The 25353-nt window shown below is 69.6% G+C and carries 26 protein-coding genes and 1 tRNA gene; 11 read left to right on the forward strand and 16 right to left on the reverse strand.

Features of this window, described 5'->3' with window-relative positions:
- Window positions 1–7: 7 nt before the first annotated feature.
- A complete protein-coding gene (locus HDC31_RS00970) occupies window positions 8–1846 on the reverse strand; it encodes a long-chain fatty acid--CoA ligase (RefSeq protein WP_113681874.1) in 1839 nt (612 codons plus the stop codon).
- A gap of 150 nt (window positions 1847–1996) precedes the next feature.
- Here HDC31_RS00970 and HDC31_RS00975 point away from each other — a divergent pair, with 150 nt between their 5' ends.
- Window positions 1997–2677, forward strand: a complete 681-nt coding sequence (locus HDC31_RS00975) for a hypothetical protein (RefSeq protein WP_113681875.1) — start codon at window positions 1997–1999, stop codon at window positions 2675–2677.
- A 50-nt stretch (window positions 2678–2727) separates the two neighbouring features.
- Here the strand turns inward: HDC31_RS00975 and HDC31_RS00980 are convergent.
- A tRNA-Gly gene (locus HDC31_RS00980) sits at window positions 2728–2801 on the reverse strand.
- A 102-nt stretch (window positions 2802–2903) separates the two neighbouring features.
- Between HDC31_RS00980 and dcd the strand changes: the two genes are divergently transcribed.
- The gene (gene dcd, locus HDC31_RS00985; RefSeq protein ID WP_045263886.1) at window positions 2904–3509 is read left to right on the forward strand and encodes a dCTP deaminase; all 606 of its coding nucleotides are present in this window, start codon (window positions 2904–2906) and stop codon (window positions 3507–3509) included.
- Between the two features lies 1 nt (window position 3510).
- Complete coding sequence (locus HDC31_RS00990) at window positions 3511–4020, forward strand: hypothetical protein (RefSeq protein WP_179515729.1); 510 nt, start codon at window positions 3511–3513, stop codon at window positions 4018–4020.
- A gap of 10 nt (window positions 4021–4030) precedes the next feature.
- Here HDC31_RS00990 and HDC31_RS00995 read toward each other — a convergent pair whose 3' ends face one another.
- Both HDC31_RS00995 and HDC31_RS01000 read right to left on the reverse strand, forming a co-directional pair.
- Window positions 4031–5062: an FUSC family protein gene (locus HDC31_RS00995; protein WP_179515730.1), complete on the reverse strand. Its 1032-nt coding sequence runs from the start codon at window positions 5060–5062 to the stop codon at window positions 4031–4033.
- A gap of 43 nt (window positions 5063–5105) precedes the next feature.
- Window positions 5106–5510: a hypothetical protein gene (locus tag HDC31_RS01000; protein ID WP_113681502.1), complete on the reverse strand. Its 405-nt coding sequence runs from the start codon at window positions 5508–5510 to the stop codon at window positions 5106–5108.
- A gap of 70 nt (window positions 5511–5580) precedes the next feature.
- On the opposite strand from HDC31_RS01000, the gene HDC31_RS01005 reads away from it, so the two are divergent.
- Window positions 5581–6003 carry a MarR family winged helix-turn-helix transcriptional regulator gene (locus HDC31_RS01005; protein ID WP_046748676.1) on the forward strand — a complete coding sequence of 141 codons (423 nt, stop codon included), beginning with the start codon at window positions 5581–5583 and terminating at the stop codon, window positions 6001–6003.
- Between the two features lie 15 nt (window positions 6004–6018).
- Here HDC31_RS01005 and HDC31_RS01010 read toward each other — a convergent pair whose 3' ends face one another.
- Window positions 6019–6924: an NAD(P)-dependent oxidoreductase gene (locus HDC31_RS01010; RefSeq protein WP_218867272.1), complete on the reverse strand. Its 906-nt coding sequence runs from the start codon at window positions 6922–6924 to the stop codon at window positions 6019–6021.
- A gap of 24 nt (window positions 6925–6948) precedes the next feature.
- Complete coding sequence (locus HDC31_RS01015; RefSeq protein WP_061017726.1) at window positions 6949–8409, reverse strand: MFS transporter; 1461 nt, start codon at window positions 8407–8409, stop codon at window positions 6949–6951.
- A 116-nt stretch (window positions 8410–8525) separates the two neighbouring features.
- Here HDC31_RS01015 and soxR point away from each other — a divergent pair, with 116 nt between their 5' ends.
- On the forward strand, window positions 8526–8966 hold the full coding sequence (gene soxR / locus HDC31_RS01020) for a redox-sensitive transcriptional activator SoxR (RefSeq protein ID WP_046748766.1): 441 nt from the start codon (window positions 8526–8528) through the stop codon (window positions 8964–8966).
- Between the two features lie 27 nt (window positions 8967–8993).
- Here the strand turns inward: soxR and HDC31_RS01025 are convergent, their stop codons facing one another.
- A complete protein-coding gene (locus HDC31_RS01025; protein ID WP_113681211.1) occupies window positions 8994–9320 on the reverse strand; it encodes an NIPSNAP family protein in 327 nt (108 codons plus the stop codon).
- Between the two features lie 18 nt (window positions 9321–9338).
- A complete protein-coding gene (locus HDC31_RS01030) occupies window positions 9339–10196 on the reverse strand; it encodes an alpha/beta fold hydrolase (RefSeq protein WP_179515731.1) in 858 nt (285 codons plus the stop codon).
- Window positions 10197–10269: 73 nt separating this feature from the next.
- Between HDC31_RS01030 and HDC31_RS01035 the strand changes: the two genes are divergently transcribed.
- Window positions 10270–10914: a TetR/AcrR family transcriptional regulator gene (locus HDC31_RS01035; protein WP_046748681.1), complete on the forward strand. Its 645-nt coding sequence runs from the start codon at window positions 10270–10272 to the stop codon at window positions 10912–10914.
- A 71-nt stretch (window positions 10915–10985) separates the two neighbouring features.
- On the opposite strand, the gene HDC31_RS01040 is transcribed toward HDC31_RS01035, so the two are convergent.
- Window positions 10986–11783, reverse strand: coding sequence for a hypothetical protein (locus HDC31_RS01040; RefSeq protein WP_179515732.1), 798 nt, complete (start codon window positions 11781–11783; stop codon window positions 10986–10988).
- Window positions 11784–11901: 118 nt separating this feature from the next.
- Between HDC31_RS01040 and HDC31_RS20085 the strand changes: the two genes are divergently transcribed.
- Window positions 11902–12489 carry a MarR family winged helix-turn-helix transcriptional regulator gene (locus HDC31_RS20085; protein ID WP_230977786.1) on the forward strand — a complete coding sequence of 196 codons (588 nt, stop codon included), beginning with the start codon at window positions 11902–11904 and terminating at the stop codon, window positions 12487–12489.
- Window positions 12490–12535: 46 nt separating this feature from the next.
- Here the strand turns inward: HDC31_RS20085 and HDC31_RS01050 are convergent, their stop codons facing one another.
- From HDC31_RS01050 to HDC31_RS01070, 5 genes are all read right to left on the reverse strand, one after another.
- Window positions 12536–13087, reverse strand: a complete 552-nt coding sequence (locus tag HDC31_RS01050; RefSeq protein ID WP_147251322.1) for a hypothetical protein — start codon at window positions 13085–13087, stop codon at window positions 12536–12538.
- Window positions 13088–13186: 99 nt separating this feature from the next.
- Entirely contained in the window at window positions 13187–14104 is a 918-nt protein-coding gene (locus HDC31_RS01055; protein ID WP_179515733.1) for a cation diffusion facilitator family transporter, read from the reverse strand.
- A 49-nt stretch (window positions 14105–14153) separates the two neighbouring features.
- Window positions 14154–15560, reverse strand: coding sequence for an MFS transporter (locus HDC31_RS01060; RefSeq protein WP_052748776.1), 1407 nt, complete (start codon window positions 15558–15560; stop codon window positions 14154–14156).
- Between the two features lie 82 nt (window positions 15561–15642).
- Window positions 15643–16152, reverse strand: a complete 510-nt coding sequence (locus HDC31_RS01065) for a DUF3253 domain-containing protein (protein ID WP_058630811.1) — start codon at window positions 16150–16152, stop codon at window positions 15643–15645.
- 59 nt (window positions 16153–16211) lie between these two features.
- Window positions 16212–17120, reverse strand: a complete 909-nt coding sequence (locus tag HDC31_RS01070) for an Lrp/AsnC family transcriptional regulator (protein WP_227750885.1) — start codon at window positions 17118–17120, stop codon at window positions 16212–16214.
- A 210-nt stretch (window positions 17121–17330) separates the two neighbouring features.
- Here HDC31_RS01070 and HDC31_RS01075 point away from each other — a divergent pair, with 210 nt between their 5' ends.
- Genes HDC31_RS01075 through speB form a run of 4 tightly spaced genes read left to right on the forward strand, consistent with a single transcriptional unit; the run spans window position 17331 to window position 22997 of the window.
- Window positions 17331–18668 carry an MFS transporter gene (locus HDC31_RS01075; protein WP_113681436.1) on the forward strand — a complete coding sequence of 446 codons (1338 nt, stop codon included), beginning with the start codon at window positions 17331–17333 and terminating at the stop codon, window positions 18666–18668.
- A 52-nt stretch (window positions 18669–18720) separates the two neighbouring features.
- On the forward strand, window positions 18721–20388 hold the full coding sequence (locus tag HDC31_RS01080; RefSeq protein WP_113681437.1) for an amidohydrolase: 1668 nt from the start codon (window positions 18721–18723) through the stop codon (window positions 20386–20388).
- 10 nt (window positions 20389–20398) lie between these two features.
- On the forward strand, window positions 20399–22015 hold the full coding sequence (locus HDC31_RS01085; protein WP_179515734.1) for a thiamine pyrophosphate-binding protein: 1617 nt from the start codon (window positions 20399–20401) through the stop codon (window positions 22013–22015).
- A gap of 34 nt (window positions 22016–22049) precedes the next feature.
- Window positions 22050–22997 carry an agmatinase gene (gene speB / locus HDC31_RS01090; RefSeq protein WP_113681039.1) on the forward strand — a complete coding sequence of 316 codons (948 nt, stop codon included), beginning with the start codon at window positions 22050–22052 and terminating at the stop codon, window positions 22995–22997.
- Between the two features lie 107 nt (window positions 22998–23104).
- On the opposite strand, the gene HDC31_RS01095 is transcribed toward speB, so the two are convergent.
- Together HDC31_RS01095 and HDC31_RS01100 are read right to left on the reverse strand one after the other, a co-directional pair.
- The gene (locus HDC31_RS01095) at window positions 23105–24001 is read right to left on the reverse strand and encodes a serine protein kinase RIO (protein WP_113681040.1); all 897 of its coding nucleotides are present in this window, start codon (window positions 23999–24001) and stop codon (window positions 23105–23107) included.
- Window positions 24002–24190: 189 nt separating this feature from the next.
- Complete coding sequence (locus HDC31_RS01100; protein ID WP_147251288.1) at window positions 24191–25318, reverse strand: hypothetical protein; 1128 nt, start codon at window positions 25316–25318, stop codon at window positions 24191–24193.
- Window positions 25319–25353: the final 35 nt, after the last annotated feature.

Genomic DNA, 25353 nt, shown 5'->3' on the forward strand with positions numbered 1-25353 from the left:
CCGATTCTCAGAGGTACAGGTCTTCGACGGCGACGGCGGCGCGATCCAGCACGACGCTCCGCTTCAGCTTCATGGTGGGGGTGACGAGTCCACGGTCGTCGAGGTCGGCGAAGACGACGCTGAACCGGCGGACCTGCTCGCTGCGCGCGACGAGCGCGTTGGCCTCGTCGACGGACCGCTGCAGGTGAGCGTGCAGGGCCGGGTCGTCCACCGTGCGGATGTCGGTCGGGCTGGTCGTGCTGGTCGAGGGGATGCGGCTGCCCTGCGCTTCGGCCCAGGCACCGGCCTGCTCCGGATCGAGCACCAGCAGCGCGGAGAGATACGGCTTCCCCTCGCCGACCATCACCGCGTGCGAGACGAGCGGATTCGCCTCGACCGCGCTCTCCCAGCGGGTCGGCACGATGGTCTTGCCGTTCGAGGTGACGATCACGTCTTTGAGCCGTCCGTCGAGGATCAGCCTTCCCTGCTCGTCGAGCCGCCCGAGATCACCGGTGCGGAAGAAGCCGTCGATGAACGCACCGTCGTCGTGCGCGGGGTCCCGGTACCCGTCGAAGACGCCGATGCCGCGGGCGAGCACTTCGCCCTCGTCACTGATGCGGACCGTGAGCCCTGGCAGCGGTGCGCCGACGGTTCCCGAGGCGATGCGCCCTGGCAGGTTGCCGGTGAGCGGTGCGGTCGTCTCGGTCAGTCCGTAGCCCTCGATGACGGGAACCCCGATGCCGCGGAAGAACAGCGAGAGGTCGGCGTCGAGGGCGGCGCCGCCCGACAGGATGTAGCCGACCCGCCCGCCCATCACCGTGCGAAGGCGGCCGTAGAACAGTGCATCGAAGAGGCGGTGGCGCAGGCGCAGGCCGACGGTGCGTGCGGCGCCACGACCGGCATCGACTCGCTCGGCGCTGCGGCCCCACGCGATGGCCGTCGCCTCGGCATGCGCCCAGATCTTCGTGAGTCCCTTGTCGGCGGCCTTGCCCGCGGCGGCCGCCTGGATCTTCTGCAGCACCCGCGGCACGACCACCAGGAACGTCGGTCGGAGGGTGTCGAGCGTGGCGACGACGGTCGAAGGGTCGGACAGGTGCGCGATGCGCATGCCGCTGGCGAGGCAGATCAGCTGCAGGCCGCGCGCGAGCACGTGAGCGAGCGGGAGGAAGATGACCGTGTTGCCGGACTCGTTCACGATCTCGCGGTAGGCCGCGGCGATGTTCAGCACCTGACCGAGGAAGTTGCGATGCGTGAGCACGACGCCCTTGGGCTCGCCCGTCGTTCCCGAGGTGTAGACGATCGTCGCGGGGTCACCCTGCGTTGCTGCCGTCCTGCGGGCCTCGAGCTTTTCGTCGGTCACGTCGATGCCGCGGGCGGCCAGGTCGAGGAGGGTCCACGGCGAGGTCTCGGCGCTCATCACCCACGCCCCGAGGGTGACTCCGCCGGCGTGCGAGAGCGCCGACTCGAGCAGCGCCGCATGTTCGGTCGTACCGCCGATGGCCAGGCGCACACCGGCATCCGCGACGATCGCGTCCACCTGTGACCCCGACGAGGTCTCGTAGATCGGCACGACGACAGCACCGGCGTACCAGGCCGCGAGGTCGGCGACGGCCCATTCGTAGCGGGTGGGCGCCATGATCGCGATGGGGTCGCCGATTCGGATGCCCTGGGCGATGAACCCCTTCGCCAGAGCGCGCACCTCGTCCTCGAACGCGCGGGTGGTGACCGGCCGCCAGGAGCCCGTCGACGCGTCCTCGACCTCGAACGCCACATGGTCCGGTGCGGCGGCGGCCCGCGTAGCCAGCAGGTCGGTGACGTTGCGGTGGCCGTCGAGGGCGGCGAGCGGTGGTGTCGACGATTCGATCATCGTGGCTTCTCTCGGTCGTGCGGACGGCGCGGAGGGCGCACGAAATCGCCCTTCCTGTCTCTGTTCGGAACCGATGACGATTCGGATGGGATGCTTTTTCGCGGCCGTCCAGGCATCGAGAACGGGAAAGCGATCTGCCGGTATGGCGTCATGTCCGGCACGCAGAAGGTCGCCCCCGCGCTCGTCGTGATCGGTGTGACCGCCGCAGTGCTCGTCGGGTGCACCTCGCCGGTGGCAGTCCAGACGCCCAAGGCATCCGCTCCCGCGGTCGACCTCCGGACGGCGGCCGAGGCTGCCTCGACGCCGAAACCGACGGAACCGGAAAGATGCTCCGGCATGTCAGAGGTCTACAGCGACGGCGACGGTCTGTATTGGGAGCGCCACGGAACGCTCCGTGATCTCGGCGCGCGCGAGTTCGCGCGGGGCGAGGTGACAGTCGATGAGGACGGCACCCCGGTGACGTATACCGTCGAGCCCGGCGACGTCGAAGCCGTGGTCGCTGAACGGCTCTGCGCGTACCCGAACCTCGGCTCCATGAACCACCGGCGGGATATCCACCCTGGGCAGGTGCTCTGGCTCACGCCCGACCCCGATCTTCCCTGGGTGCCGTACTACAACCCTCATGACGCCCCCGGTGGGTTCCAGCAGATTCCTTACCAGCAGGCCATCGAGTCCGCGGGCGCGGCGGTCGATGCCGGTGACGTGGACACCGTGCGGGCGATCTGGAACGGCACGCTCAAGGGCATGTTCGCGACCCAGGAGACCATCGACGCCGTTCAGAAGGTGGTCGATTCCGGCGACCTCGAAGCGCTCCGCCAGCTCTTCTCCTGACGCCGCTCGGTCACGGACCCTTCGGCGGGGAGAGCTCGGTAAGTCACACGTGGAGGGGCTGACGGGAATCGAACCCGCGCTGTCTGCTTGGGAAGCAGAAGTTCTACCATTGAACTACAGCCCCGTACCCGCATCCGAGGAGCGGGCGAACGCCAGCCTACCCGTCCGGTGCCCTTTGGCCAAAGCAGGCACGGCGTCGGAAGCCCCTGGCAACTAGGCTGGTGCCGTGCTTCTCAGCGACCGCGACATCAAGGCAGAACTCGCATCCGGCCGCATCGGCCTCGACCCGCGTGAAGACGGGATGATCCAGCCGTCGAGCATCGACGTGCGTCTGGACCGGTACTTCCGCCTGTTCGACAACCACAAGTATCCGTTCATCGATCCGTCGGTCGACCAGCCGGAGCTCACGCGCCTGATCGAGGTCGACCCCGACGAGCCGTTCATCCTGCACCCCGGCGAGTTCGCGCTCGGGGCGACGTTCGAGCAGGTCACGCTGCCCGACGACATCGCGGCACGTCTCGAGGGCAAGTCGTCGCTCGGACGCCTCGGACTCATCACGCACTCGACCGCGGGTTTCATCGATCCCGGCTTCACAGGGCACGTCACGCTCGAACTCGCGAACGTCGCGACCCTGCCGATCAAGCTGTGGCCGGGCATGAAGATCGGTCAGCTGTGCTTCTTCCGGCTCACCTCTCCCGCCGAGAACCCCTACGGATCCGGCCCCTACGGCAACCGCTACCAGGGTCAGCGCGGACCGACGGCCTCCCGGTCGTTCCAGAACTTCCATCGGACGGATGTCGGCACCACCGACGTCGGAGCAGTCGGAGGCTGAGATGACCGACGCGAGCGGCACGCAGCCGGAAGAGCCCGTCATCCCGGAGCAGACGCCCTCCCCGGAGGGCCCCGATCTGCCCGAAGGGCTCGATCTTCCGGACGAGTCGCTGATCCCGCCCGCCGACGTCGTGATCCCGCCGCCTCCGCCCGAGATCCCGATCCCGGACGGGCTGCTGACCCCGCCGCCGTCTGACCTCCCGTCCGCCGACGCGGTGATCCCGCCGCCTCCGCCCGCGACGCGGCGCGGCGACCGTGCCCGTCCGACTCCCGCCATCCTCGAGGGGGAGCCGCCCGCCGCGGTGGCCGATGACTGGGCGCTGCCGTCCGTCGCCCCCGAGGTGCCGACGTCGGGTGGCTACCGCGTGCTCACCATCGTGATCTTCGCGTTCCTGTTCCTGCTCCTCGTCGCCGCGATCGTCGTGGGCGTGTACCTGCTGAACACCACCAGCTTCCCGTTCGCGGGCGCCGACGTCGCAGCGTCGTCGATCTCAGGCGTTCCGCTCCTGTGACCTGCTGAGCTCAGGAGCGTTTCGGGGCCGTCCTGCGTCGAAGTGCTGCCGAGGCGACGGCGACGATCGTGCCGACGGCCACCCCGATCACGGTCTCGATCGCGCGGTCCTGCAGCAGCATGTCGACGGGCGTGGGTGCGGCCAGGTGCACCATGAGCAGGGCAAGCGGGGTGATGAAGATCATCGCGATGCCGTAGTTGCGGCCGACGAACAGCTCGGCGGCGGCCTGCAGCACGACCACGAGGGCGATCACGGCGAGTGGGGGCAGGTCGATGGCGAGGATGCCGGCGGCGACGAGCACTCCGAGCAACGTGCCGACAAGGCGCTGGATGCCGCGGATCACGCGGGCGTTGAGCTGAGGTCCGCTCACGGCGGCCACCGCGCCGACCGCCGCCCAGTACCAGTGCGAGTCCATGATCAGCAGCCCGGCGAAGCCCGCGACCAGGATCGCGACTCCGACCGACGCAGCCATCTCGCCCGCGATCGGGCCGACGGGCTGCAGGGTCTTCGGCGGCACGTCGTCGGTGCTGCGGGTGAGGATGCCGATGAGGGCGGTGATGGCCAGGCCGAACAGCACGCTCGGTCCACCGACCAGCAGCACGTCCCCGAAGGAGGCGGCTGTGGCGGGGATCGTCGCGCAGGCTCCGACCGCGAACACCGGGAACAGCGGCCCCGGCGGGTGCCACCGCATCGTGTAGGCGAGCAGGGTGACGGCCGACGCGATGACCGCGACCACGAGGATGCTGGCCGGGGCCGGGGCGGCGAGGACCGACAGTGCCGTGCCGACGAGCATCGAGGCGAGGATCACGCCACCGGCGCTCGCCTGCATGCGGATGCGGTCGCGGAACACGTCGTGCCGCCCGTAGAGGGCGGCGAAGGCGCCGAAGCTGGCGTAGATGCTGAGGTCGAGGCGTCCCAATGTCCAGAGCACGAGTAGGGGGACGGCCACGCTGACCGCGGCGCGCAACGCCACCCGGTGGTCGCCGCGGTGCGGCTCGACGCGCAGAACGCCGGTCCACACCCTTCCCCGCGAATCCGCCACTGATCCAGCCTACGTCCGACTCCCGACCGCCTCCGTCGTCGGGTCAGACTGCCGAGGCGCGTAGGAGCAGCCGGGTCTTCTCCAGGATGTGGTTCAGTGCTCGTGCGGCGGCGAGCGCGTCGTCGTGATCGACCTCGTCCCAGATGGGGCCGGCGACGCGCGCGATCTCGCGGCTGATCGCGGCCACCAGTGTCGTGCCCGTGGGGCTGAGGTGAGAACCCTCGACGAGTCCCCGCTCCTGGAGGGCGCGGAGGAAGAGCGCGGAGTCGGGGTCGTGTAGACGGTCAGCGACGAACCTGTCCACGCTGCCCTCTCCCTCGAACTGGGAGACGAGGCGCAGCGTCACCCATTCCCGTTCCGACAGGGCGTGGGGGGAGAGCAGGGTGAGCAGGAGGGCGTTCAGCGCCTTCTCCGTCTGGCCGATGAGCTGCGGGCCGAAAGGGATCATGAGGGCTCCATATCGTTGGTGCGGCCAACGGTAGCACATCATTGGTGATGCCAACGAGTAGCATCGGTTCATGGATCGACTCGAACACAGGGCGACGTGGTGGGTCAGTCGGGCGCACCTGCGCTCCCACGCGCTTCTGCAGGAACTCTTTGCCGACGTGGGCGCTCGCGCGTACCACTACCGGCTGCTCGCGGCAGTGGAAGAGGCGGGCCCGATCAGTCAGGCCGACCTCGGACGCGCGACCGAACTCGACCGCAGCGACGTCTCGGTGGCACTGGTCGTGCTGGAAGAGGGCGGGTTCGTCGCGCGTGCCCCTCATCCGTCCGACCGCCGCCGCAACGTCGTCAGCCTCACCGCAGCAGGCCGCGCCGAGCTCGCCCGGCTCGATGCGGTGGTCGATCAGGCCCAGGAGCAGTTCCTGGCGCCGCTGACCGCAGACGAGCGTGCCGTGTTCCTCGACCTCACCCGCCGGGTCGCTGTCGCGACCGATTGATCGCCCTCCGGCGGGTCACTCGTCTTCCGCCTCGTCGCGGTGGGGTCGCTCGTCGTTCAGCACCTCGAACAGGCTGGAGAACCCCTGGTCGCCGTGGCCGTCGGAGATCCGGCGATCCATCAGCCGCCTGATCTCCCGCATGCGCACCGTGTCCATGCCGAGCGCTTCGCGATGGCTGACGAGGTCGTCCATGAGTGCTCTCTGCACGTGCAACGAACCCAGGTCGGGCCCGTACTGGCCTGCGGCCACGGCCTCGCCGAAGCTCTTCACCAGCGGCACATATCCCTCGACGGTCCCCGCGACGCGCTCCGCGAACCCCACGACATCGGCCCCCTCGGCCGTGATCAGTGCGAACGTATGCAGCAGTCCGATCAGGAACTCGTAGCCGACCGCCACCTGAGCGAGGAACTCGACGGCCGCGTGGCCCACATCCTCTCCGTGGTATCCGACGGTGCCGAGGCCCTCCAGCGCCCCGCGGTGCGTGTCGAAGCCGACGCGATCTCCGCTGAAGGAGAGGAGCACCTCGGGCGACCCCACGGCGGCGGGGTCGCCCATGATCCCGCCGTCGACATATCGCGCGCCGTGCGTCTGCGCCCACTCCCCGGCCGCTCTGGCCTGGGCAGGAGAGCCACTGGTGACGTTCACGATCACCTTTCCTCGTGCTGCCTCGGCGATCGTCTCGAAGACCGCCTCCACGGCGGTGCCGTCGAGCAGGCATACGATCACGAGCGGGCTCGCGGCCACCGCATCGGCGGCCGTCCGGGCGACATCGGCGCCGAGCGCAGCCAACGATGCCGCTCTGCTCCCGGTGCGGTTCCACACGGTGGTCGGGTGGCCGCGTCCGACGAGCGTCCTCGCTATGGCTGTTCCCATCTCGCCGAGGCCGATGACGGTGACGGGCGTCCTCGGGTTCTCATCCACGTTCATCCTTTATGTCCCTCTCGTTCAGTCGGTGGCGGGTTCGGTGGCGGGAGTGGGAGCGAGGGGTGGGTCGTCGTCCGTCGAGGAGAGGCCGATGCCCCAGCTCGCGCCGCGGGCGACGAAGACTCCGAGCGCCGTGACGGCCGCGAACGCGAGCATGAGCAGTCGGGCGGCATCGACGACGTCGGGCATGGCGAGGTTCACGAGCACGCCGGCCATCGCCGAGCTGAACGCACTCGCGATGATGAAGACGGTGTTGACGGCCGCGGCGGCCTTGGCGCCCTCCTCTTCGCCCGAGGTGCTGCCGAGCGCCGCCACGGTCAGGTGGGGGAAGCCGATGCCGATGCCGGCTCCGGCGAGGAACAGTGCGATGAACCACAGGGCGATGACGAGGACGGAGGGGCCCTCGTGCTGGAGCAGGCCGTAGGCGGTCAGCCCGGCGGCGACCACGAGCGGACCGAGGGTGATGAGCGTGCGCCGGGACCGGATGCCCATCGCGTTCGCGCTGAACACCTGTGTCACCGACCATCCGAGGGACAAGGCTGCGCCGAGGAGCCCGGCGACGAACGGGGCGAGCCCGCCGATCTCCTGCCCGAACAGCGGGATGAATGCCTCGGTGCCGATCGCGAAGGCCAGCACGGCGACCGTGACGTAGACCCACCCGAGCGATGATCCGTGCGCGAAGGTGACGCGCGGCAGGATGCCGGTGCGACCGCGACGCTCGTGGCGCAGGAACCAGGCACCGAGAACGACACCGACGGCGATGGCGACCCCGGTGCCGAGGCCGCTGGGGACGACGCTCGCGATGCCCACGGCGGCGACCCCGCCGGCCAGCAGCAGGAGCGAGCCCCAGGGGAGTGACTCGCTCGACCGCGTGCGAGCGGTCCGCGGCAGTGCGCGGACCACGACGATGCCGATCAGCGCGGAGACCACGGCCAGTCCCACGAAGGTCACCCGCCAGGCATCGAGCTGCGCGAAGATGCCGCCTACGACGGGGCCGACGATGTTGCCGACGCCCCACATCGCCGAGACGAGCGCCGCGCCCCGCGCCCAGAGCCGCTCGGGGAGTGCGCGCTGGATGAGCGCGTAGCCGAGTCCGGCGAGAAGTCCGCCTCCGAGGCCCTGCACCGCCCGCCCGGCGAGCAATGCCCACATCCACGGACTCGCGGCGCAGAGCAGCGACCCGAGAGCGAACAGGCCGAGGGCGAGCAGGTACGCCCGGACGGCGCCCTGCTGGGTGAGAACACGGCTGACCATCATCGAGCTCACCACGGAGGCCAACAGGAAGGTCATCATCGTCCAGGCGTAGAACTCCGCCCCGCCGATGTCTCCCACGATCGTGGGGAGCAGGCTGGTCGTGAGGTAGACGTTGCTCGCTTCGAGGAGCACACCGCCTGCGAGCACGGCGGCGGTCGGTGCGTAGCGACGGCCGAGGAGTTCGCGCCAGCTGCCGGCGGGGGCGGTGCGTTGCGGAGTCTGGGTCATCGGGGGTGCCCTTCGTGGCGTCGATGGGGCGGGAGAGCCGCCCGGCGGCGCCGTGTCTCGGCGGCCGTTCGTCACGCTAATACCTCGAGTAAACTCGAGGTCAAGAGGAGGCGATGATGTCTTTGGAGCCCGACGATCTGCTGGCGATCGGCGAAGTCGTGCGACGCTCCGGCGTTCCCGCGACAGCGCTGCACTTCTACGAGCAGCTCGGCCTCATCGCCTCGACACGGACCTCGGGCAACCAGCGCCGCTACCGGCGCCACATGCTGCGTCGAATCTCTCTGATCGTCGTCGCCAAGCGGCTGGGCATCCCGCTCACCGATGTGCACGAGGTGTTCCAGAGCCTCCCGGTGGACGAGCCGCCATCGCAGCGGGACTGGCAGCGGGTGGCGAAGCTCTGGCGCGCACAGCTCGACCTCCGGCGCACACAGCTCGAGCATCTGCGCCGCGAGCTCACGGGGTGCATCGGCTGCGGGTGCCTCTCCCTCAAGGCGTGCCGACTGCTCAACCCCGAGGATGCACTCGCAACCGACGGTCCAGGACCGCGCCGCATCTGACGGCGGGCGCAAGCCGTTCGGGCGCCGTCAGTCCTCTGGATCGAGGCCTGTCGGCAGCAGCGGTCGCATGAAGGTGCGTTCGTAGCGCAGCACGCACCCGCTCTCGTCGCGGATACGGTCCGCCTCGATGAACTGCGGATCGACCCCGAAGCCCTTCCGGTACACCTCGTAGTCAGCGAGCGACGGGAAGGTGAACAGTGCCAGGGCCTGATCGCTCGCTCCCTCGGAGGGAAGGAAGTAGCCGTGATGTCTGCCGCCGTGATCATCGACCAGCCGCATCCAGGCGCGCGCGAACTCTTCGAAGGCGTCGATCTCGTCCGGATCGATCGTGTACGTCACGACGCAGGTGATCACGAGGTCAGGTTACCCCGGTCACCGCACGTGCGGAGAGGCCGCCAGCGCGATGACGGCATCGAGCGTCGCATCCGCCGACAGCACCCTCGTGTGTCCCTGGCCCTCTGTGCGCACCAGACGCGACCGTGCGCCGTGGGCGTCGTGCAGACGGAGCGAATCGTGGTCGGGCATCCTCCGGTCGCCGCGGTCGTGCACCACGAGCAGGGCGGTGTCGGCGGGGAGAGGGCGCTTCACGGCGTCGTATCGTGCGGTGACGGCGGACTGATCCATGTGCAACCTCCTGCGGAATCGCTCCGACAGACGGGCGTTCGTCGCGGCGTCGAGGTGCAGGTCTGCGCCGAACTGTGCGAGGAAGGCGTCGGGGGCGGCGGCGCCGGCGATCACGGCGACGGCCGGAACCGGAACGGTCGAACGGGCTGCGGTCAGTGCCGCCAGCGCCCCGAACGAGTGGCCGACGATCACCACGAACGGCCCGTGCTCGGCCTGCAGCTGCTCGGCCGCGTCGATCCAGTCGCGGATGTCGGTGCTCCGCCCGGACGATGAGCCGTGCGCAGGAGCGTCGAACGCGATCACACGGAACCCCTCGGAGCGCAGTTCCCGCACCAGCGGCGCGAATTGCGAGGCTCGCCCTCGCCAGCCGTGCAGGAGCAGCGCGGTGTGAGGTCCGGTGCCCCATTCGTAGGTGACGACCTCCTGACCGCGTACCGTGAGCCGGCCCCGTCGGGCGTCGGCGTGCGTGGGAGCGTCCGCTTCACTCACCCGCATCCGCGGCGACGTCGTGAAGAACAGTCGATAGGCGATGTCGCCGGCGAGCGTCGGCGAGACAGCGGCGGCGAGCGGGATGCTGCGGGCGAGCAACGCGGGCACGGACGGCATGGAGGCTCCTTCGCCGGAACAATACGAACGATCATACGTATAGTAAGCGAACGATCGTTCGTATACTAGGTGTGTGACCGAGAGCGCTGTTCTGGACGGGCGGAGGGCCCGTGGTGATGCCTCGCGCCGCATCGTGCTGCAGAGCGCGACCGACCTCGCATCGGTCGAAGGGCTCGACGGACTGAGCATCGGGCGGCTGGCTGAGGCTTCGGGGTCGAGCAAGAGCAGCATCGCCACGCTGTTCCAGAGCAAGGAGGGGCTGCAGCTCGCAACCGTCGCCGCCGCCCGCGAGATCTTCACGGCGCGGATCGTCGAGCCGGCGCGAGTCCATCCGCGCGGGCTGCACCGTCTCGCCGCGCTGCTGCACAACTCGCTGTCGTACTCGCGGGACCGGGTGTTCACCGGCGGATGCTTCTTCGCGGCGACGGCCGCCGACGTCGACTCGAAGTCCGGACCGGTGAGCGATGCGGTGCGGTCGGCGCTGGTCGACTGGTACGGCTATGTGGAGGCCCAGCTGCGTCACGCCGTGGATGCCGGAGAGGTCGAGGCCGACCCCGAGGTGCTCGCGTTCGAGCTCGTCGCCCTGAACGAAGAGGCCAACTCGCGCTCCCTGCTGCTCGATGACGCCCGGCCGTACGCGATCGCCGCCGCCGCAATGCGAGCGCGGCTGCGTGCCGCCGGGGCGACCGAGTCGGCCCTGCTGCTGCTCGACCTCTGACTCTCGGGCGCTGAGAACGCGAAACGCCCCACCCGAGTGTCGGGTGAGGCGTCTCGCAGTGTTGCGGGGGGTCAGGCGTCGCGCCCGCGGGTGAATCCCGCATCGAAACCGCGCTCGAAGGCGTGCTGGGCGATCCGCTCCGCACGGTGCGGACCGTGTCCACGACCGCGTCCGTGACCGTGCTCGCCGTGACCGTGCTCGCCGTGACCGTGCTCGCCGTGACCGTGCTCGCCGTGACCGTGCTCGCCGTGACCGTGCTCGCGGCTGTGCGCGTGCCCGTGCTCGCATGCGTGTTCGCGGTCGAAATCGTGCTCCCGGTCGTGTTCGAAGCCCCGCTCGACTCCCGCGCCGAAGCCACGACCGAAGCCGCGTCCGAAGGGTCGTCCGAAGCCGTGGCCGAATCCGCGACCGTGGCGGGGTCCGCCGAAGCCGTGACGGCGTCCGCGGGGAAGAAGGGTCTCCTCGTCCCATCCGAACGCGCGGGCGATCTTCTCGAGCGAGGCGAGCGTGGTGGCCATGTCCTCAGGGGAGACGGCTTCCTCCACCTTGGTGCGGATGTCGTCGACGATGACGCCGAGGCGATCCTTCGCGGCGCGACCGTCGTCGGTGAGCGCCCAGCCGTCGCCCTCGGGAGAGACCCAGCCGCGCTCGACGAGCCGATGCAGCTTGTGGCCGTTCAGTGGGCGGTCGGACGGGGCGGTGCCGTCGACGATGTTGAGCATGCGCCAGTCGCGACGACTCGCGTGTTCGCCGTCGAAAGCGGCGGCGAACTCGGCCGCCATCAGGCGGTCGGCGGCCTTCAGCCAGTAACCGAAGGGGCGGGAGGTGTTCTGTGGTTCAGAGATGTTCTGTGATTCAGAGGTGTTCATGAGAAGTCCTTTTGTCGGGGTGACGTAGTTGTCAATGTGCATGTGTATGTCACAGTGCATGTACATGTAGTGTGACATGAGATTCCGATGCATGTCAAGTCGCATGTAAAATCACCTCATGGCCACCGAACCGAACGATCCCGCCGAAGCCATCGCGCAGGCGCTGTCCCGTCTGCGCGGACGGCGTCCCGGTGAGCGCGGCCCGGGGGGAAGAGGCGGTCGCGGTCACGGCAGCCCCCACGCGTGGCAGGACGGCCCGCACGGCGGCCCCGGCGAGGGGCACGGTGGCGACGATCCGCACGACCACTTCGCGCATCACCGGGGTCATCCCGGGATGCCGCCCTGGATGTCCGACCCTTCGGGGCGTCTCGGCGGCCCCGCCCGCATGCGTATGTTGGAGGCGCTCGCCTCCGCCTCCACCCCGCTCAGCGTCAGTGACCTCGGCGCGGCGATCGGTGTCGACCAGCCCCGCGCGTCACGGCTGGTTCAGCAGGGAGTCGAACGCGGATTCGTGCGCCGCGAGGCCGACCCCGACGACGCACGGCGCACCCGCATCGCGCTGACCGACGAAGGACGCCGCCTCGCCCGCGGCATGCGCGGCGAGCGTCGCGAGATGCTGACGACCGCGCTGACCTCGTTCACCGAGGAGGAACGCGTCGAGCTCGCCAGACTGCTCAACAAGCTCGCCGACAACTGGCAGCGCTGAGGGGAGCCTCGAAGCGGCGGAGTTAGCGGCTGAGTTAGCGGCTGAGCTAGCGGCGGAGGCCCGCGACGTCGGCGGCGACGTCGATGACGGAATCCACCGGGATCGCCGTGTCGGCTGATGCCGAGAGCAGCATGCCGGTGGCCACGATCGTCACCGTGCCGCGAGGGGAGAGCAGCTGAACCGAACCCACCTCGCCGAGAGTTTCGCCGTCGCCCAGCAGCAGCACCCGTCCATCGAGAGCTGCAGCGCGCGGATCGTCGATCGCCCCCTGGAGCGTGCTCAGCTCGTCCGTGCTCCAGGTCGTCTCATCGATGCCTACCGCGAGGGAGGCGTAGTCCTCGAGAGCGGTGGACGCGGAGGCCACCGCGTCGTTGATCCAGACACAGGTGGTGCCGGAGGCGTCTTCCGAGGAGTCGTCGGGCGAGAAAGCGAAGCCCGCGGTGATCGGCGCTGCGAGCGGCTCGATATCCGCGCAGGTGATGACGGGGTCCGCCGAGTCCGCAGGTGCCGCCGTCGGCGCGCCGGCATCGTCGGCCGGTGCGGAGCTCTGGTCGGCGGGGGCGGAGGAGCAGCCGGCGAGCAGCAGCGTGGCGGTCACGGCGATAAGGCTCAGGAGCGGGGGAGTCGTCGGGCGCACAGCCCCGATCCTGCCACACCTCGCTTCGCCGGTTCTCGCGGTCGCACGGCCGGCGCAGGCTCAGGCCGACGCGAATCCCACCGACGGCTCGTCGTCTACCGATAGGGACAGCACAGCGGTCTCGACCGCGTCGTGCTGCTCGATCCGCTGCTCCAGGTCTCGCAGCTGCCGCGCCACGTCGTGCTCGCGCGCATCGCCGGCGAGGTCGACCTCCGCCACGATGAAGAGTCGATTCGGACCGACGTACTCGATGTGCAGGTAGGTCACCCGCTCGACCTGCGGCAGGCCCAGCAGGGCGCTCCCCACCCGCGCGCGCAGTTCCGGTGCGGCGGTCGCGCCCACGAGGAAGGCGATGTTCCGCCGGATCAGGATGATCGCCACCACCCCGAGCAGGACGCCGACGAGGATCGAGCCGATGGCATCCCAGGCGGCGACGCCCGTGATCTGGTGGAGGAGGATCGCGCCGCCGGCGAGCACGAGTCCGATGAGTGCGGCGGAGTCCTCGAAGAACACGGCGCGCAGTGTGGTGTCGCTCGTCTCCAGCACGAAGTCCCAGGTCGACGAGCCGCGCTCCTTCGCGAGGCGGTGGGATTTCACCATCGCCTGCGTGAACGATGCGCCCTCGAGCACGAACGAGACACCCAGCACGATGTACGCCACGGTCGGGCTCTCGACAGGGCCGGTGTCGGACAGTTCCTGAATGCCGTGCATGATCGACACGATCGAACCGGCGGTGAAGATCCCGAATGCAGCGATCAGCGACCACACGAAGGCGTTGCGACCGTAGCCGAGCGGATGCCGCGCATCCTTGGCCTTCGCCCCGCGGCGGTCGGCGATGAGGAGGAACACCTCGTTCCCCGCGTCCGCCCACGAGTGCGCCGCCTCGGCCACCATCGACGCCGACGAGGTGATGATCGCGGCGACGGTCTTCGCGATCGCGACGAGGATGTTGGCCAGGAAGGCGAGGATCACAGTCACGCGGTCAGGCTACTCCCGCCCCGTGGCTCACAGTCTCCGCAGGACTCTCTCAGCGTGGAGCCTTGACGGGGAGCAGGAGCAGGAAGCCGGCGATCAGCACGACCACGATGCCCAGGATTCCGTAGGCGGTCTGGCTCGTCAGCACGATCAGCACGGTCCAGGCGCCTGACGCCATCCAGCTCGCCGCGCGCCCGGTCGTGGCGTAGAGACCAAAGATCTCGCCCTCGCGTCCGGCCGGCGTCACTCTGGCGAGGAAGGATCGGGCGGCAGCCTGGGCGGGGCCCACGAAGGCGCACAGGATCAGACCGCCGACCCAGAACACCATCACGCCGGCGTCACGGAGGAAGAACACGGCGAGACCCGCGACGATCATCGACCCGATCGAGGCGAGGATGATCCGCTTCGGTCCGAGCCGGTCGTCCAGCCGGCCGGCGGCGATGGTCGAGATGCCGGCGATCAGGTTCGCGGCGATGCCGAAGATGATGATGTCCTGCGCGCCGAACTTGAACACCGCGGTGCCGATGATGGCGCCGAACGCGAAGACGCCTCCCAGCCCGTCACGGAAGACCGCGCTCGCCAGCAGATACCAGAAGGTGGGCCGCGTCTCCTCGTTGCGGTAGAGACCTGCGACGTCCTTCACCAGCAGCGGATACGAGGCGAAGAAGCCGACCTTGCGCTCCGGACGGCCGAGTGACGGCTCCGGCACGTTCAGGAAGATCGGGATGCTGAAGATGATCGCCCAGACGGCGCATCCGACGGCGATCAGCCGGTAGGCCAGCCCGTTGTCGGTCGACATGCCGAACCAGTCGAAGGTGTCGAGCACGACCACGATCACGAGCGCGATGATGCCGCCGAGGTAGCCGAAGCCCCAGCCGAGGCCGGAGATGCGACCGACGTTCTTCGGGTTCGCGATGCCGATGAGCATCGCATTGGAGTTCACCGCCGCGATCTCCTGGAACACCGTCGCGGCCGAGATCAGGGCGACGCCCAGCCAGAACAGGCTCGGCATCGGCTCGACGAACCAGAGGCCGAGCATGCACAGGATCAGCGCGCCGGTGCCGATCCCGAGCCAGAGCTTCTGACGCCCCGCCGCATCCGCGCGTTGGCCGAGGACGGGCGCGAGCAGCAGGATGCCGAAGGCCGCGATCGTCGAGCCCAGACCGAGACCGGACGCGAGGTCTGCCTCCGCGGCGAGCCGGACCGGATCGTCCACGTCGAGCGACGCGACCTCGGGCGGGAGGAAGCCCTCGCCCACGAGATAGAGCGCCGTGAACACGAACGTGAGGATGACGGTGTTGAACGGCTGCGTCGCCCAGTCCCACAGCGCCCACGAGTAGACCTGCTTCTTCGGGGCGGGCGTCTCGCCGCGCAGGTCCAGGCCGACGACGGCCACGGCGCCGCTGTTCGCAGTCGCCACGGGCTCGGGCACGGCGCTGTGCCCCTCGGTTTCGCTCATTCTCGAAGTCTGGCGGTGCCGGGTGAACGCCTGGTGACGGCGCGCCGCGCGGTGCGGCGCGGAAACGTGGTGGTGGGGCTCGTCAGAGGGCCGGCCCGCGGCGGATGCGGACCGGACCACGGGCCTCGTCGATCCGGACGGCCTCCCCCTTCTGCGTCACGACGATCTCTCCGCTCTCCGCCAGGGCCGCGGCCACGCGTCGGACGTCGGGCATCCGTGAACGCCAGGACTCCCCGCCGATGGCGCGGGCCACGTCGCTCGGACAGATCGATGACTCCGAGCGCTTGCGGGTGAGGGTTCGGATGGTGGCGGCGATCCGATCGTCCGCGGCTTCCGGCTCTGGGTCCTCCCACCATGGGGCTCCGCGCTCGCCGAGTGCGGTCTTGGCGTCGTGCACCCGGCGACGGGCATCGTCGTCCGAGGTCTTCACCGCTCGCCGCGCGGCCATGAGCTCATCCACCAGTTCCTGTCGCAGCGTGTCGGGGATCGACGGATCGCTCGCACGCCAGCGTCGCCCGTTCACGACGATGTGGTGCCCGTCCGCTGTGCGCTCGGGACCGGACTCCGTCGCGGAAGACTCCTCGCTGCTCATGCGGGCAGCCTGCCCCTGTCGGGCCGCGTCCTCCATCCCCTTGACGCAGGGGCCGCGCCTCAGTCCGTCCGCAGTGGACGCAGCGTGCGGGCGTAGTCCTCCTTCAGCACGGCGAGGTGCAGCCAGGCCTCGATGCGCGTCACTCCGGGCAGCGCACGCAGGCGTTCCAGGCTGGCGTAGAGCGCGCCGGCCGAAGGCTCGACCAGAGTGGCGACCGCGTCGAAGCGGCCGAGCGTGCGCGCGGCGAAGTCCACCCCACGGCCGCGACGCAGCTCGTCGATCACGGCGTCGTCGTCGTCTCCGAGGGTCATGCCCACCCCCATCGACAACTGCCGGTGCGCGAGTCCGCGCGCCTCGACCGCGCTGATCTTGATCACGCCGGCATCGATCAGCCGCTGCACCCTGGTCGCGACGGCCGAGGGGGAGAGGCGCACCTCTTCGCCGAGCGCGCGGAAGCTCTTGCGCCCGTCGGCCTGCAGCTGCTCGATCAGCGCCTCGTCGATCGCGTCGAGGGTGACGCCGCCGTGATACTCCGACACGAAGAAGCCCTTGATCACGGTCGAATAGATGATCGTGCTGATGTCGAGCACCCCGTCGATCGCTCGGATCAGGGCCAGCAGGTCGTGCAGCTCCGACATCGACCCCACGCGCACTTCGGTGACCACGTCGTGCGCGCCGCCGACCGCCGACACCAGCACGGTCTCGCTCATGTCGCGCAGGTGCTCCGCCACGAGCTCGACCGATCCATCGGTGCGGATCGAGACGTGGGCGAGGACGTGCTGGCCGAGGAACACGGGGTCGACGGCGGCGACGACACGCACGGTGCGGTCGGCGAGCATCGTGCGCAGTCGCGCGGCGACAGCGGCTCTGGACTGCCCGAGCCGCTCGGCGAGGGAGAGGATGCTCGCCCGGCCGTCTTCCTGCAGCGCGCGGATGAGTTCGGCGTCGAAATCCATGGTTCCGCCCATTTCGTCAGTTTCCTGCGATCGCACGCTTCGCCGTGCGTAAGTTCAGTGTAGGAGAGGTGATCGCCGTCGGGAAGGCGCGCATTGCACAGATGCGCGATCATATATCCAGTGAATCCCCGTTATCGCTGGAGTTCTGCCCTTGCTGACGGGCCCGCACCTCCGTAGCATCCTTCGCTATCCGACATCTTCCGCAAAGGAGCGGGCACCCCCATGACCACTACCCCCACCAGCGGCACCCACAGCCGGGCGCGCCGCGCCGGCATCGCCGCCTTCGTCGGTACCACCATCGAGTGGTACGACTTCTACGTCTACGCCACCGCCGCGGCGCTCGTCTTCGGTCCACTGTTCTTCCCGAGCGGAGACCGGCTGGCCGAGACCGCAGCCGCCTTCGCGACCTTCGCGGTCGCCTTCCTCGTCCGGCCCCTCGGTGGCATCATCTTCGGTCACATCGGCGACAAGCTCGGCCGACGCACGTCGCTTGTCATCACGCTGCTGATGATGGGCGCGGCCACGGTGCTCGTGGGCTGCCTGCCCACCTACGAGAACATCGGCATCCTCGCCCCGATCCTCCTGATCCTGCTCCGTGCGGTGCAGGGCCTCGCGGTCGGCGGCGAGTGGGGTGGCGCGGTGCTCATGAGCGTCGAGCACGCCCCCGAGAAGTCGAAGACCTTCTACGGCGGCTTCACGCAGCTCGGCAACCCGGCCGGCGCGCTGCTGGCATCGGGCATCTTCGCGATCATGACCCGGATGGGCGACGACTTCATCATCAACGGTGGCTGGCGCATCCCGTTCCTGCTGTCGATCGTGCTGGTCGGCGTCGGCTTCTGGGTCCGTTATCGCGTCGAGGAGACCCCGGTCTTCGAGGCGAAGGTCGAGGGCCGCAAGCAGTCGATGCCGCTGGCCTTCGCGCTGCGCACCAACTGGCGCCCGATCCTGCTCGGCATCGGCATCCTGCCCATCTCGACCGGCGGTTACTACCTGGCCACCACCTTCGCCACGGCCTATGCCACCGGCGACACGGTCGCGATCAGCGAGCAGGTCATCCTCGATGCCATGACGATCGCCTCCTTCGTGGAGTTCGTCGTGACCCTCCCTGTCGCCTGGCTGGGCGACAAGTGGGGGCGGAAGAACGTCATGTACATCGGTCTGATCACCTCGGTGCTCACCTTCGTGCCGTTCCTGCTGATCCTGCCCGGACGCATCGAACCGCTCATCTTCCTGTTCGCCTCGCTGGTGCGCATCGCGATGAGCGCCACCTACGCACCGATCGCCGCCCTGCTCTCGCAGATGTTCCGCCCGCAGGCCCGCTACACCTCGATCGCCCTCTCCTACGGTGTCGGCGCAGCGGTCTGGGCCGGATTCTCGCCGTGGTTCGCGACGCAGCTGATCGCCTGGACGGGCAGCATCTGGTCGGTGATCGCGATGTTCATCGGCATGGCCCTCATCGCCGGAATCTGCACCCGCCTCGCGCCGCAGCACTCCGACGAGGCTCCCGTCACCGCCTCCTTCACCGCGCGTACGGACACCACGGCGAACCGGCTGCCCTGACCGGCGCCGCCACCTCCGCCTCCCGTACGCCACGACCGCGAACAGGTTCCCCATGAGAAAGCTCACCCCCTTCGACCGCTCGGCTCAGACGGCTCCCCTCCTCCTGACCGCGCACGCCATCCATACCGCGGATGACGACGCCACCACGGCGACGGCGATGTTGACCGATCGCGGGCGCATCCTCGCGATCGGTACCCCCGCCGAGTGCGAGGCGGCGGCGGAGGGGGTGGGCCTCTCGCCCGAGCGCATCGATCTCGGCGACGCCGTGATCGTCCCCGGCTTCGTCGACGCGCACGCGCATCCGCTCATGTTCGGGCAGATGATGAGCTGGGTCGACTGCGGCCCCGAGAAGGCGGGCAGCATCCCCGAGATCGCGGCGCTGCTGAAGGCGGCGGCCGCCGAGCTTCCCGAGGGGCGCCCGGTGCGCGGCTACGGCTACGAGCAGCGCAACCTCGCCGAGAAGCGCCACCCCACCCGGTTCGAGCTCGACGAGGTCGCCGCCGACCGCGAGGTCTACCTCATGAACGCCTCGGGTCACGGCGGTGTGGTGAACTCGTACACGCTCGCCATCAACGATGTCGACAGGGACACCCCGAACCCCGACGGCGGAGAGTTCTTCCGCGACGCGGACGGCGAGCTCACCGGGGAGCTGTCGGATGCGGCCTGCAACATCCTCACCGGCGTCCACGGGGTGAAGATCGGCCACCACGGTCCGAACTTCCACCTGGCGGACGAGCCGGAGGAGCACCTGCGCCAACTCGACGCGGCGACGCAGCGGTTCCTGGCCGGGGGAGTGACCTCGATCGGCGACGCCCAGGTCACCCGTCGCGAGTTCGACATGTACCTGCGCCTCGCCGAGGCCGGGCGCCTGGAACTGCGCGTGTCGATGTACCTGCTGTCGCACCTGCTCGACGAGGCGCTCGAGATGGGTCTCGTCGGACAGTTCGGCAACGCGCACCTCAGCTTCGCCGGCATCAAGTTCTACGCCGACGGCACGCTGGGCGGCTGGACCGCATACTTCCCTGACGGCTACGTGGGCGATCCCTGCCGCACTGGCCAGCTGTACCACGAGCCCGCCGAGTACGAGGGGCTCATCCGCAAAGCGCACGCCGCGGGGTTGCAGACCGCGACACACGCGCAGTCGCCCACCGCGATCGAGATGGTCGTGTCCGCGATCGAGGCCGCGCTCGCCGAGCACCCCGATCCCGACGCCCGTCACCGCATCGAGCACTGCGGCCTGCCGACTCCCGAGCAGATCGACCGGATGGCCGCCTCCGGCATCCGTCCGGTCAACCAGACCCAGCACTACTTCAACTGGGGCGAAGGTGTGGAGGAGGCCATCGGCACTCCGGGCGAGCGCTTCAACCCGCTGGGCGAGTTCGAGCGCGCGGGCGTGCCGTTCACGATCTCGTCCGATGCCCCGGTCGCCGAGCCCATCCCGCTCGAAGCCATCCAGACGGCCGTGACCCGAGTCACGCGCCGGGGGCACAAGCTCGGGCCGGACGACCTGCGCGTCTCGGCGCTCGCAGCTCTGCGCGCACACACGATCGAAGGTGCCGTGTCGATCGGCCGCGAAGACGATCTGGGGTCGCTCGAAGTCGGCAAGTACGCCGACTTCGCGGTGCTCTCCGGCGATCCGCTGGCCGTTCCCGCCGAGGAGATCTCGGCGATCACGGTGCGCGAGACGTGGGTCGACGGCGTCCGTCGTCACCGAGTGTGAGGATGATCCGATGAGCAGCGACACCACAGCGGCAGAGCAGTACGCCGACACCGCCGGGCGGGCCGTGCTGGAGACGATCCGCGCGTACGGGGTCACCGCGATCTTCGGCATCCCCGGCACCCACAACCTCGAGCTCTACCGCCCGCTCGCCGACCTCGGCATCCGCGCGGTGACGAACCGTCACGAGCAGGGCTCCGGCTACGGTGCCGACGGGTGGGCCCAGCAGACCGGCCTCCCCGGAGTGGTCATCACGACTTCAGGCCCCGGTCTGCAGAACGCCATGAGCGCGATCGGCACGGCGTTCTGCGAGTCCCGTCCGCTCATCGTCCTCTCGCCGGGGGTGCCCCTCGGGGCGGAGTTCGCCGACGTGGGCACCCTGCACGAGACGAAGGATGCCACGGCCATGGTCGGCGCGATCGCAGAGTGGTCGCGCCGCGTGACGAGCGCCGCCGAAGCGGTCGAGGCCGTGCACGACGCGTTCACCCTGTTCCGCACCGGGCGTCCTCGTCCGGTGCACATCGAGATCCCGCTCGATGTGCTGGAGGCTCCGGCCGACGTCCCCGCCGAGGCGCGGCGGCCGCGTCCGGTCCCTGCGCGGGTCTCGGGTGAGTCGGCTGCGCTCGCCGAAGCGGCCCGGCTGTTGGCGGAGGCGAAGACCCCGGTGATCGTCGCCGGTGGGGGAGCCGTGGATGCCGCGCACGAGGTCACCCTCCTGGCCGAGCGTCTCGGAGCCCCGGTGCTGACCACGCTGAACGGCAAGGGCGTGGTCGACGAGCGGCATCCGCTCTCGCTCGGGTCGAACCTGCGACTCGCCGCCGCCCGTGCTGTCGCGGAGGCCGCCGACGTGCTGCTCGTGGTCGGCTCGAAGCTCGGTGAGGCCGAGCTGTGGGCGCCGCGGCTCGAAGCCCGCGGGGCCGTGATCCGCATCGACATCTCGCTCGCGCAGCGCGACAAGAACCTCGCCGCGACGGTCGGGATCACGGGGGATGCAGCTGCCGTTCTGGACGCGCTGTCGACTGCCCTCCCCGCCGGTGTGCGCCCGGCGCGTGACCTCACCGCCGAGCGCACCGCGATCGCCGCCGAGATGCGCGCGACCGCCCCCGACACGGTGGCACTGGCCGAGATCATCGTCGAGGCCCTGCCCGCCGATGCCATCGTCGCGGGCGACTCGTCGCAGATCGTCTACATGGCGCTCGGCAGCGTGCTGTCGTCGGCGCATCCGCACTCCCTGCTCTACACCCCGACCTACGCCACCCTCGGCTACGGTCTTCCGGCAGCGATCGGTGCCGGAGTCGCGCAGACCGAGCACCCGGTCGTGGCCGTGATCGGCGACGGCGCCCTGATGTTCTGCGTGAACGAGCTGGTGACGGCGGTCGAACAGCGCCTCGACATCACGATCGTGTGCGTCGACAACGGCGGGTATGCCGAGATCCGTCAGAACGAGGTCGACCGCGGCATGGAGCCGATCGGCGTCGACCTGGTACAGCCCGACTGGGCAGCGCTCGCCTCGGCCTTCGGCGCGACCGGGCGGCGGGTGGAACGCCGTGACGACATCGCATCGAGCATCCGCGCCGCGATCACCGACGGGGGAGTGCAGCTGGTGCACATCCCGCAGAGTGCGCTCTGAATCCCTCGACATCCCCGACGAACAGGAACGAGCAATGACCGACAACAGCGGCCCCATCGACGCCTCCGTGAACCCGCGGTACTCCGGCATCGCGACCTTCGCCCGGCTGCCGCGTATCGAAGACGTGCCGCGTGCGGACATCGCCGTCGTCGGCATCCCCTTCGACTCCGGTGTGAGCTACCGACCGGGCACGCGCTTCGGCCCGTCGCACGTGCGGGAGTCCTCGCGGCTGCTGCGCCCCTACAACCCCGCCCAGGACGTGTCGCCGTTCGCGATCGCGCAGGTGGTGGACGCCGGTGACATCCCGGTCAACCCGTTCGACCTCACCGAGGCCGTGGCCGAGGTCGAGCGCGCGGCGCTGGCGCTCGGCGAGCAGGTGCAGCGCATCGTCACGATCGGCGGCGACCACACGGTCGCTCTGCCACTGCTGCGTGCGGTGGCGGCGAAGCACGGGCCCGTGGCTGTGCTGCACTTCGATGCGCACCTCGACACCTGGGACACCTACTTCGGGGCCCCCATCACGCACGGCACTCCCTTCCGACGCGCGAGCGAGGAGGGACTGATCGACCTCACCGCGAGCTGCCATGTCGGCACCCGTGGCCCCCTGTACTCCAAGCAGGACCTGGAGGACGACGAGCGCCTCGGCTTCTCGATCGTGTCGAGCGAATACATCGAGGAGCACGGGGTCGAGGCCGCCATCGCCCGCATCCTGCAGCGCATCGGCGACAAGCCGCTGTACGTGTCGATCGACATCGACGTGCTCGACCCCGCCCACGCGCCCGGCACCGGCACCCCCGAGGCCGGCGGGCTGACGAGCCGCGAGCTGCTGCGGATCTTGCGGGCCCTGGCCTCGCAGAACATCGTCGGGGCGGATGTGGTCGAGGTGTCGCCCGCCTACGACCACGCGCAGATGACCGGCATCGCCGCGAGCCACGTGGTCTACGAGCTCGTGACCCTGCTGGCCGCCCGCCTCGCTGCCTGAGCCCCCCCGGACCCCCGACCTCCCCGGCCCGCCGCCGGGCCGCCCCCGCCTCCTGAGTCGCCCCGCCTCTCGATTCAGCCCCCGGAACAGGGCGGGCGGGGGGCGTGTCAGGTGTACGAGGCGGCGAGCAGCTCGGCGAACAGCTCCTCGGGGTCGCAGTCGACGCGTCGCCGGGTGAACCACTCGCAGATGTTCATGCAGTCGCGGTGCAGCAGGTCGAGGCCCTGTGGGTTGGCGATGATGTCGACGATCTGCGGCAGGTCGATCACGCGCACCCGCCCTTCGTGCACGAGCAGGTTGTATGCCGACAGGTCGCCGTGCGCGAAGCCGGCTGCGGCGAAGGTCCGCATCAGGTCGACCGTCTGCGCGTAGAAGTCCTGCAGCTCGGCGCGATCGCTGCGCACCTGGGCGAGGCGGGGCGCGGCCGTGCCGTCGGAGGTGCCGAGGAACTCCATCAGTACCTCGGTTCCGTTCACCTGCACCGGGTACGGCACGGGTGCGCCGAGCTCCCACATCCGGCAGAGCGCCTCGAACTCGGCGAACGACCACTGCGCTGCGGCCACCTCCCGGCCGTGGACCGACTTCCGTGCGAGCGCGCGCGTATCGCGGGTGTTCCGGGTGCTGCGGCCCTCCGTGTAGATCGACGAGCGGTGGAAGCTGCTGTGCTCGGCGCTGCGGTATCGCTTGGCGGCGAGCAGGCTGTGCTGCGTCGGGTCGCCAGGCACCGCGCGTTCGAGCAGGAACACGTCGGCTTCCTTGCCGGTCTTGAGGATGCCTCGCTCCGTGTCGAGCGCCCCGGCCGAGGTCACGACCCATGCGGGCCGGGGTTCAGGACCTCGCTCGGAAGGGGTGACCGCCGGCCACGTGGTCCAGCGCTGCCCCTCGCCGGGAACGACGTCGGCGAAGGTTAGTTCGGTCTCGAGGGCGTCGAAGGAAGAGGCGTCGAAAGAAGAGGATGGTGCGTCGAAGGACGCGGCTTCCGAGGAAGCGAAGAGATCAGACACGATGTGGCTCCGGGAGCAGGAGGCCACACCAGGATCAGGAGCGGGTGGCCTCGAGGGGAAGGTGGTCGGCGGAGAGCGCGACAAAGACGGTGTTCATGTCTTCGGCTCCTTCCGCTCGGGCTTCCCGGGATCCTCCCGGTGCGTCGTCGAGCCTAGGGTGTCGACGACACCGTGTCCAGAGGCGCGTGTCTAGAGGCGCGTGTCCAGAGGGGGCCTGAGCCGGACGAGTACTCCATCGCCTTCGCCGCCGGTTGCGACCACCCAGGAGTCGCCCGCCCAGACGGCGGCATTCGCGCCACAGAGGAACGGCAGCGGATGCTCTCCGGAGGCGTTGCCCAGACGGAGGGCGTCACCGGAGCGGAGTGTGCCGTCGCTCGGGATGTCGGTGCACCTCATCCGACGCTCGATCGCCGCTCGCGCGTCGGATGAGCCGCCGACGATCACGCCCTGCGCGTCGCTCGGTTGCGGTCGTCCGCCCCACCACAGGGCTGTGCCGTCCGGTGCGACCGCGACGAGCGGACGATCGGCGACCTGCGCCTCCCTGCTCAGCTCCGTACCGTCGGCGGCGAGCACGATCCGCGCGGACGGAGTGGCGAGGTACATGTGTCCGGCGTCGTCGACATCAAGGCTGATCGGCGGGACGCCGGGGCGAGCGCCCGGTGCGTCGTCGAGGTCGATCGGACCGCCGTGCAGCAGCGTCCGAGCGCCGCTGTCGACGTCGACGCGCAGCACCTCGTAGTCGAGGTAACCGTCGGATGGGCGCGGCTGGTACCGCACGACCAAGGCGTCTCCCTCGTGCACGGCGACATCCCCGAACTCGAAGTCCCCGAAGTCGAAGTCGCCTTCGTCGCCGACGGCATCTCCCGGCAGATCACGCACCGCCATGGTGGTGGTATCGAGCACCGAGAGCATCGGCATCACATGCAGCCGGTCGCCCTGCAGTAGGACCAGTTCGGTGGGCGAGAGCGCGGCGATCGCCCCGACATGCGAGAGCGGGTCTTCGGGCTCGGTGTTGAACCGGGTGAGCGTCTGGCCATTGGCCCCGACGTGCAGCCATGATCCGGACGAGACGGTCCAGAAGCCGCCGGCCCCGTCGTCGGACAACACACGCATCCCGTAGGCCAGATCGATCGGCTCGCCGGCCGGTGTGGCCTCCGGGCCCGCGCCGACGGAGGAGCTCTGGAACGGGATCGCCTCGAGTGTCCAGTCCTCAGGCCCGACCGCCTGCTGCGGGGTGCATCCGGCGGTGAGCATGATCGCCGCGATGACCGAGGCGCCGTGCAGCATCCGCTGCCGTGCCCCTCCGCGCTCCTGCATATCGATACTCTGCACGCTCCGGCTGGGAACTCCCC

Origin of the sequence: Microbacterium sp. JAI119, from assembly GCF_013410135.1 — a bacterium.
In the GTDB taxonomy this organism is placed as follows: domain Bacteria; phylum Actinomycetota; class Actinomycetes; order Actinomycetales; family Microbacteriaceae; genus Microbacterium; species Microbacterium oxydans.

Bases quoted from the DNA above. Each gene is read 5' to 3' on its own strand.
- HDC31_RS01080 (WP_113681437.1), top strand. From the start codon at position 18,721: ATGAGAAAGCTCACCCCCTTCGACCGCTCGGCTCAGACGGCTCCCCTC.
- HDC31_RS20085 (WP_230977786.1), top strand. From the start codon at position 11,902: ATGGCCACCGAACCGAACGATCCCGCCGAAGCCATCGCGCAGGCGCTG.
- HDC31_RS00990 (WP_179515729.1), top strand. From the start codon at position 3,511: ATGACCGACGCGAGCGGCACGCAGCCGGAAGAGCCCGTCATCCCGGAG.
- HDC31_RS00975 (WP_113681875.1), top strand. From the start codon at position 1,997: ATGTCCGGCACGCAGAAGGTCGCCCCCGCGCTCGTCGTGATCGGTGTG.
- HDC31_RS01015 (WP_061017726.1), bottom strand. From the start codon at position 8,409: ATGACCCAGACTCCGCAACGCACCGCCCCCGCCGGCAGCTGGCGCGAA.
- HDC31_RS01000 (WP_113681502.1), bottom strand. From the start codon at position 5,510: ATGATCCCTTTCGGCCCGCAGCTCATCGGCCAGACGGAGAAGGCGCTG.
- HDC31_RS01040 (WP_179515732.1), bottom strand. From the start codon at position 11,783: ATGAACACCTCTGAATCACAGAACATCTCTGAACCACAGAACACCTCC.
- speB (WP_113681039.1), top strand. From the start codon at position 22,050: ATGACCGACAACAGCGGCCCCATCGACGCCTCCGTGAACCCGCGGTAC.
- HDC31_RS01030 (WP_179515731.1), bottom strand. From the start codon at position 10,196: ATGCCGTCCGTGCCCGCGTTGCTCGCCCGCAGCATCCCGCTCGCCGCC.
- HDC31_RS00970 (WP_113681874.1), bottom strand. From the start codon at position 1,846: ATGATCGAATCGTCGACACCACCGCTCGCCGCCCTCGACGGCCACCGC.
- HDC31_RS01005 (WP_046748676.1), top strand. From the start codon at position 5,581: ATGGATCGACTCGAACACAGGGCGACGTGGTGGGTCAGTCGGGCGCAC.
- HDC31_RS01100 (WP_147251288.1), bottom strand. From the start codon at position 25,318: ATGCAGGAGCGCGGAGGGGCACGGCAGCGGATGCTGCACGGCGCCTCG.
- soxR (WP_046748766.1), top strand. From the start codon at position 8,526: ATGTCTTTGGAGCCCGACGATCTGCTGGCGATCGGCGAAGTCGTGCGA.
- HDC31_RS01060 (WP_052748776.1), bottom strand. From the start codon at position 15,560: ATGAGCGAAACCGAGGGGCACAGCGCCGTGCCCGAGCCCGTGGCGACT.
- HDC31_RS01065 (WP_058630811.1), bottom strand. From the start codon at position 16,152: ATGAGCAGCGAGGAGTCTTCCGCGACGGAGTCCGGTCCCGAGCGCACA.
- HDC31_RS01085 (WP_179515734.1), top strand. From the start codon at position 20,399: ATGAGCAGCGACACCACAGCGGCAGAGCAGTACGCCGACACCGCCGGG.
- HDC31_RS01070 (WP_227750885.1), bottom strand. From the start codon at position 17,120: ATGGGCGGAACCATGGATTTCGACGCCGAACTCATCCGCGCGCTGCAG.
- HDC31_RS01075 (WP_113681436.1), top strand. From the start codon at position 17,331: ATGACCACTACCCCCACCAGCGGCACCCACAGCCGGGCGCGCCGCGCC.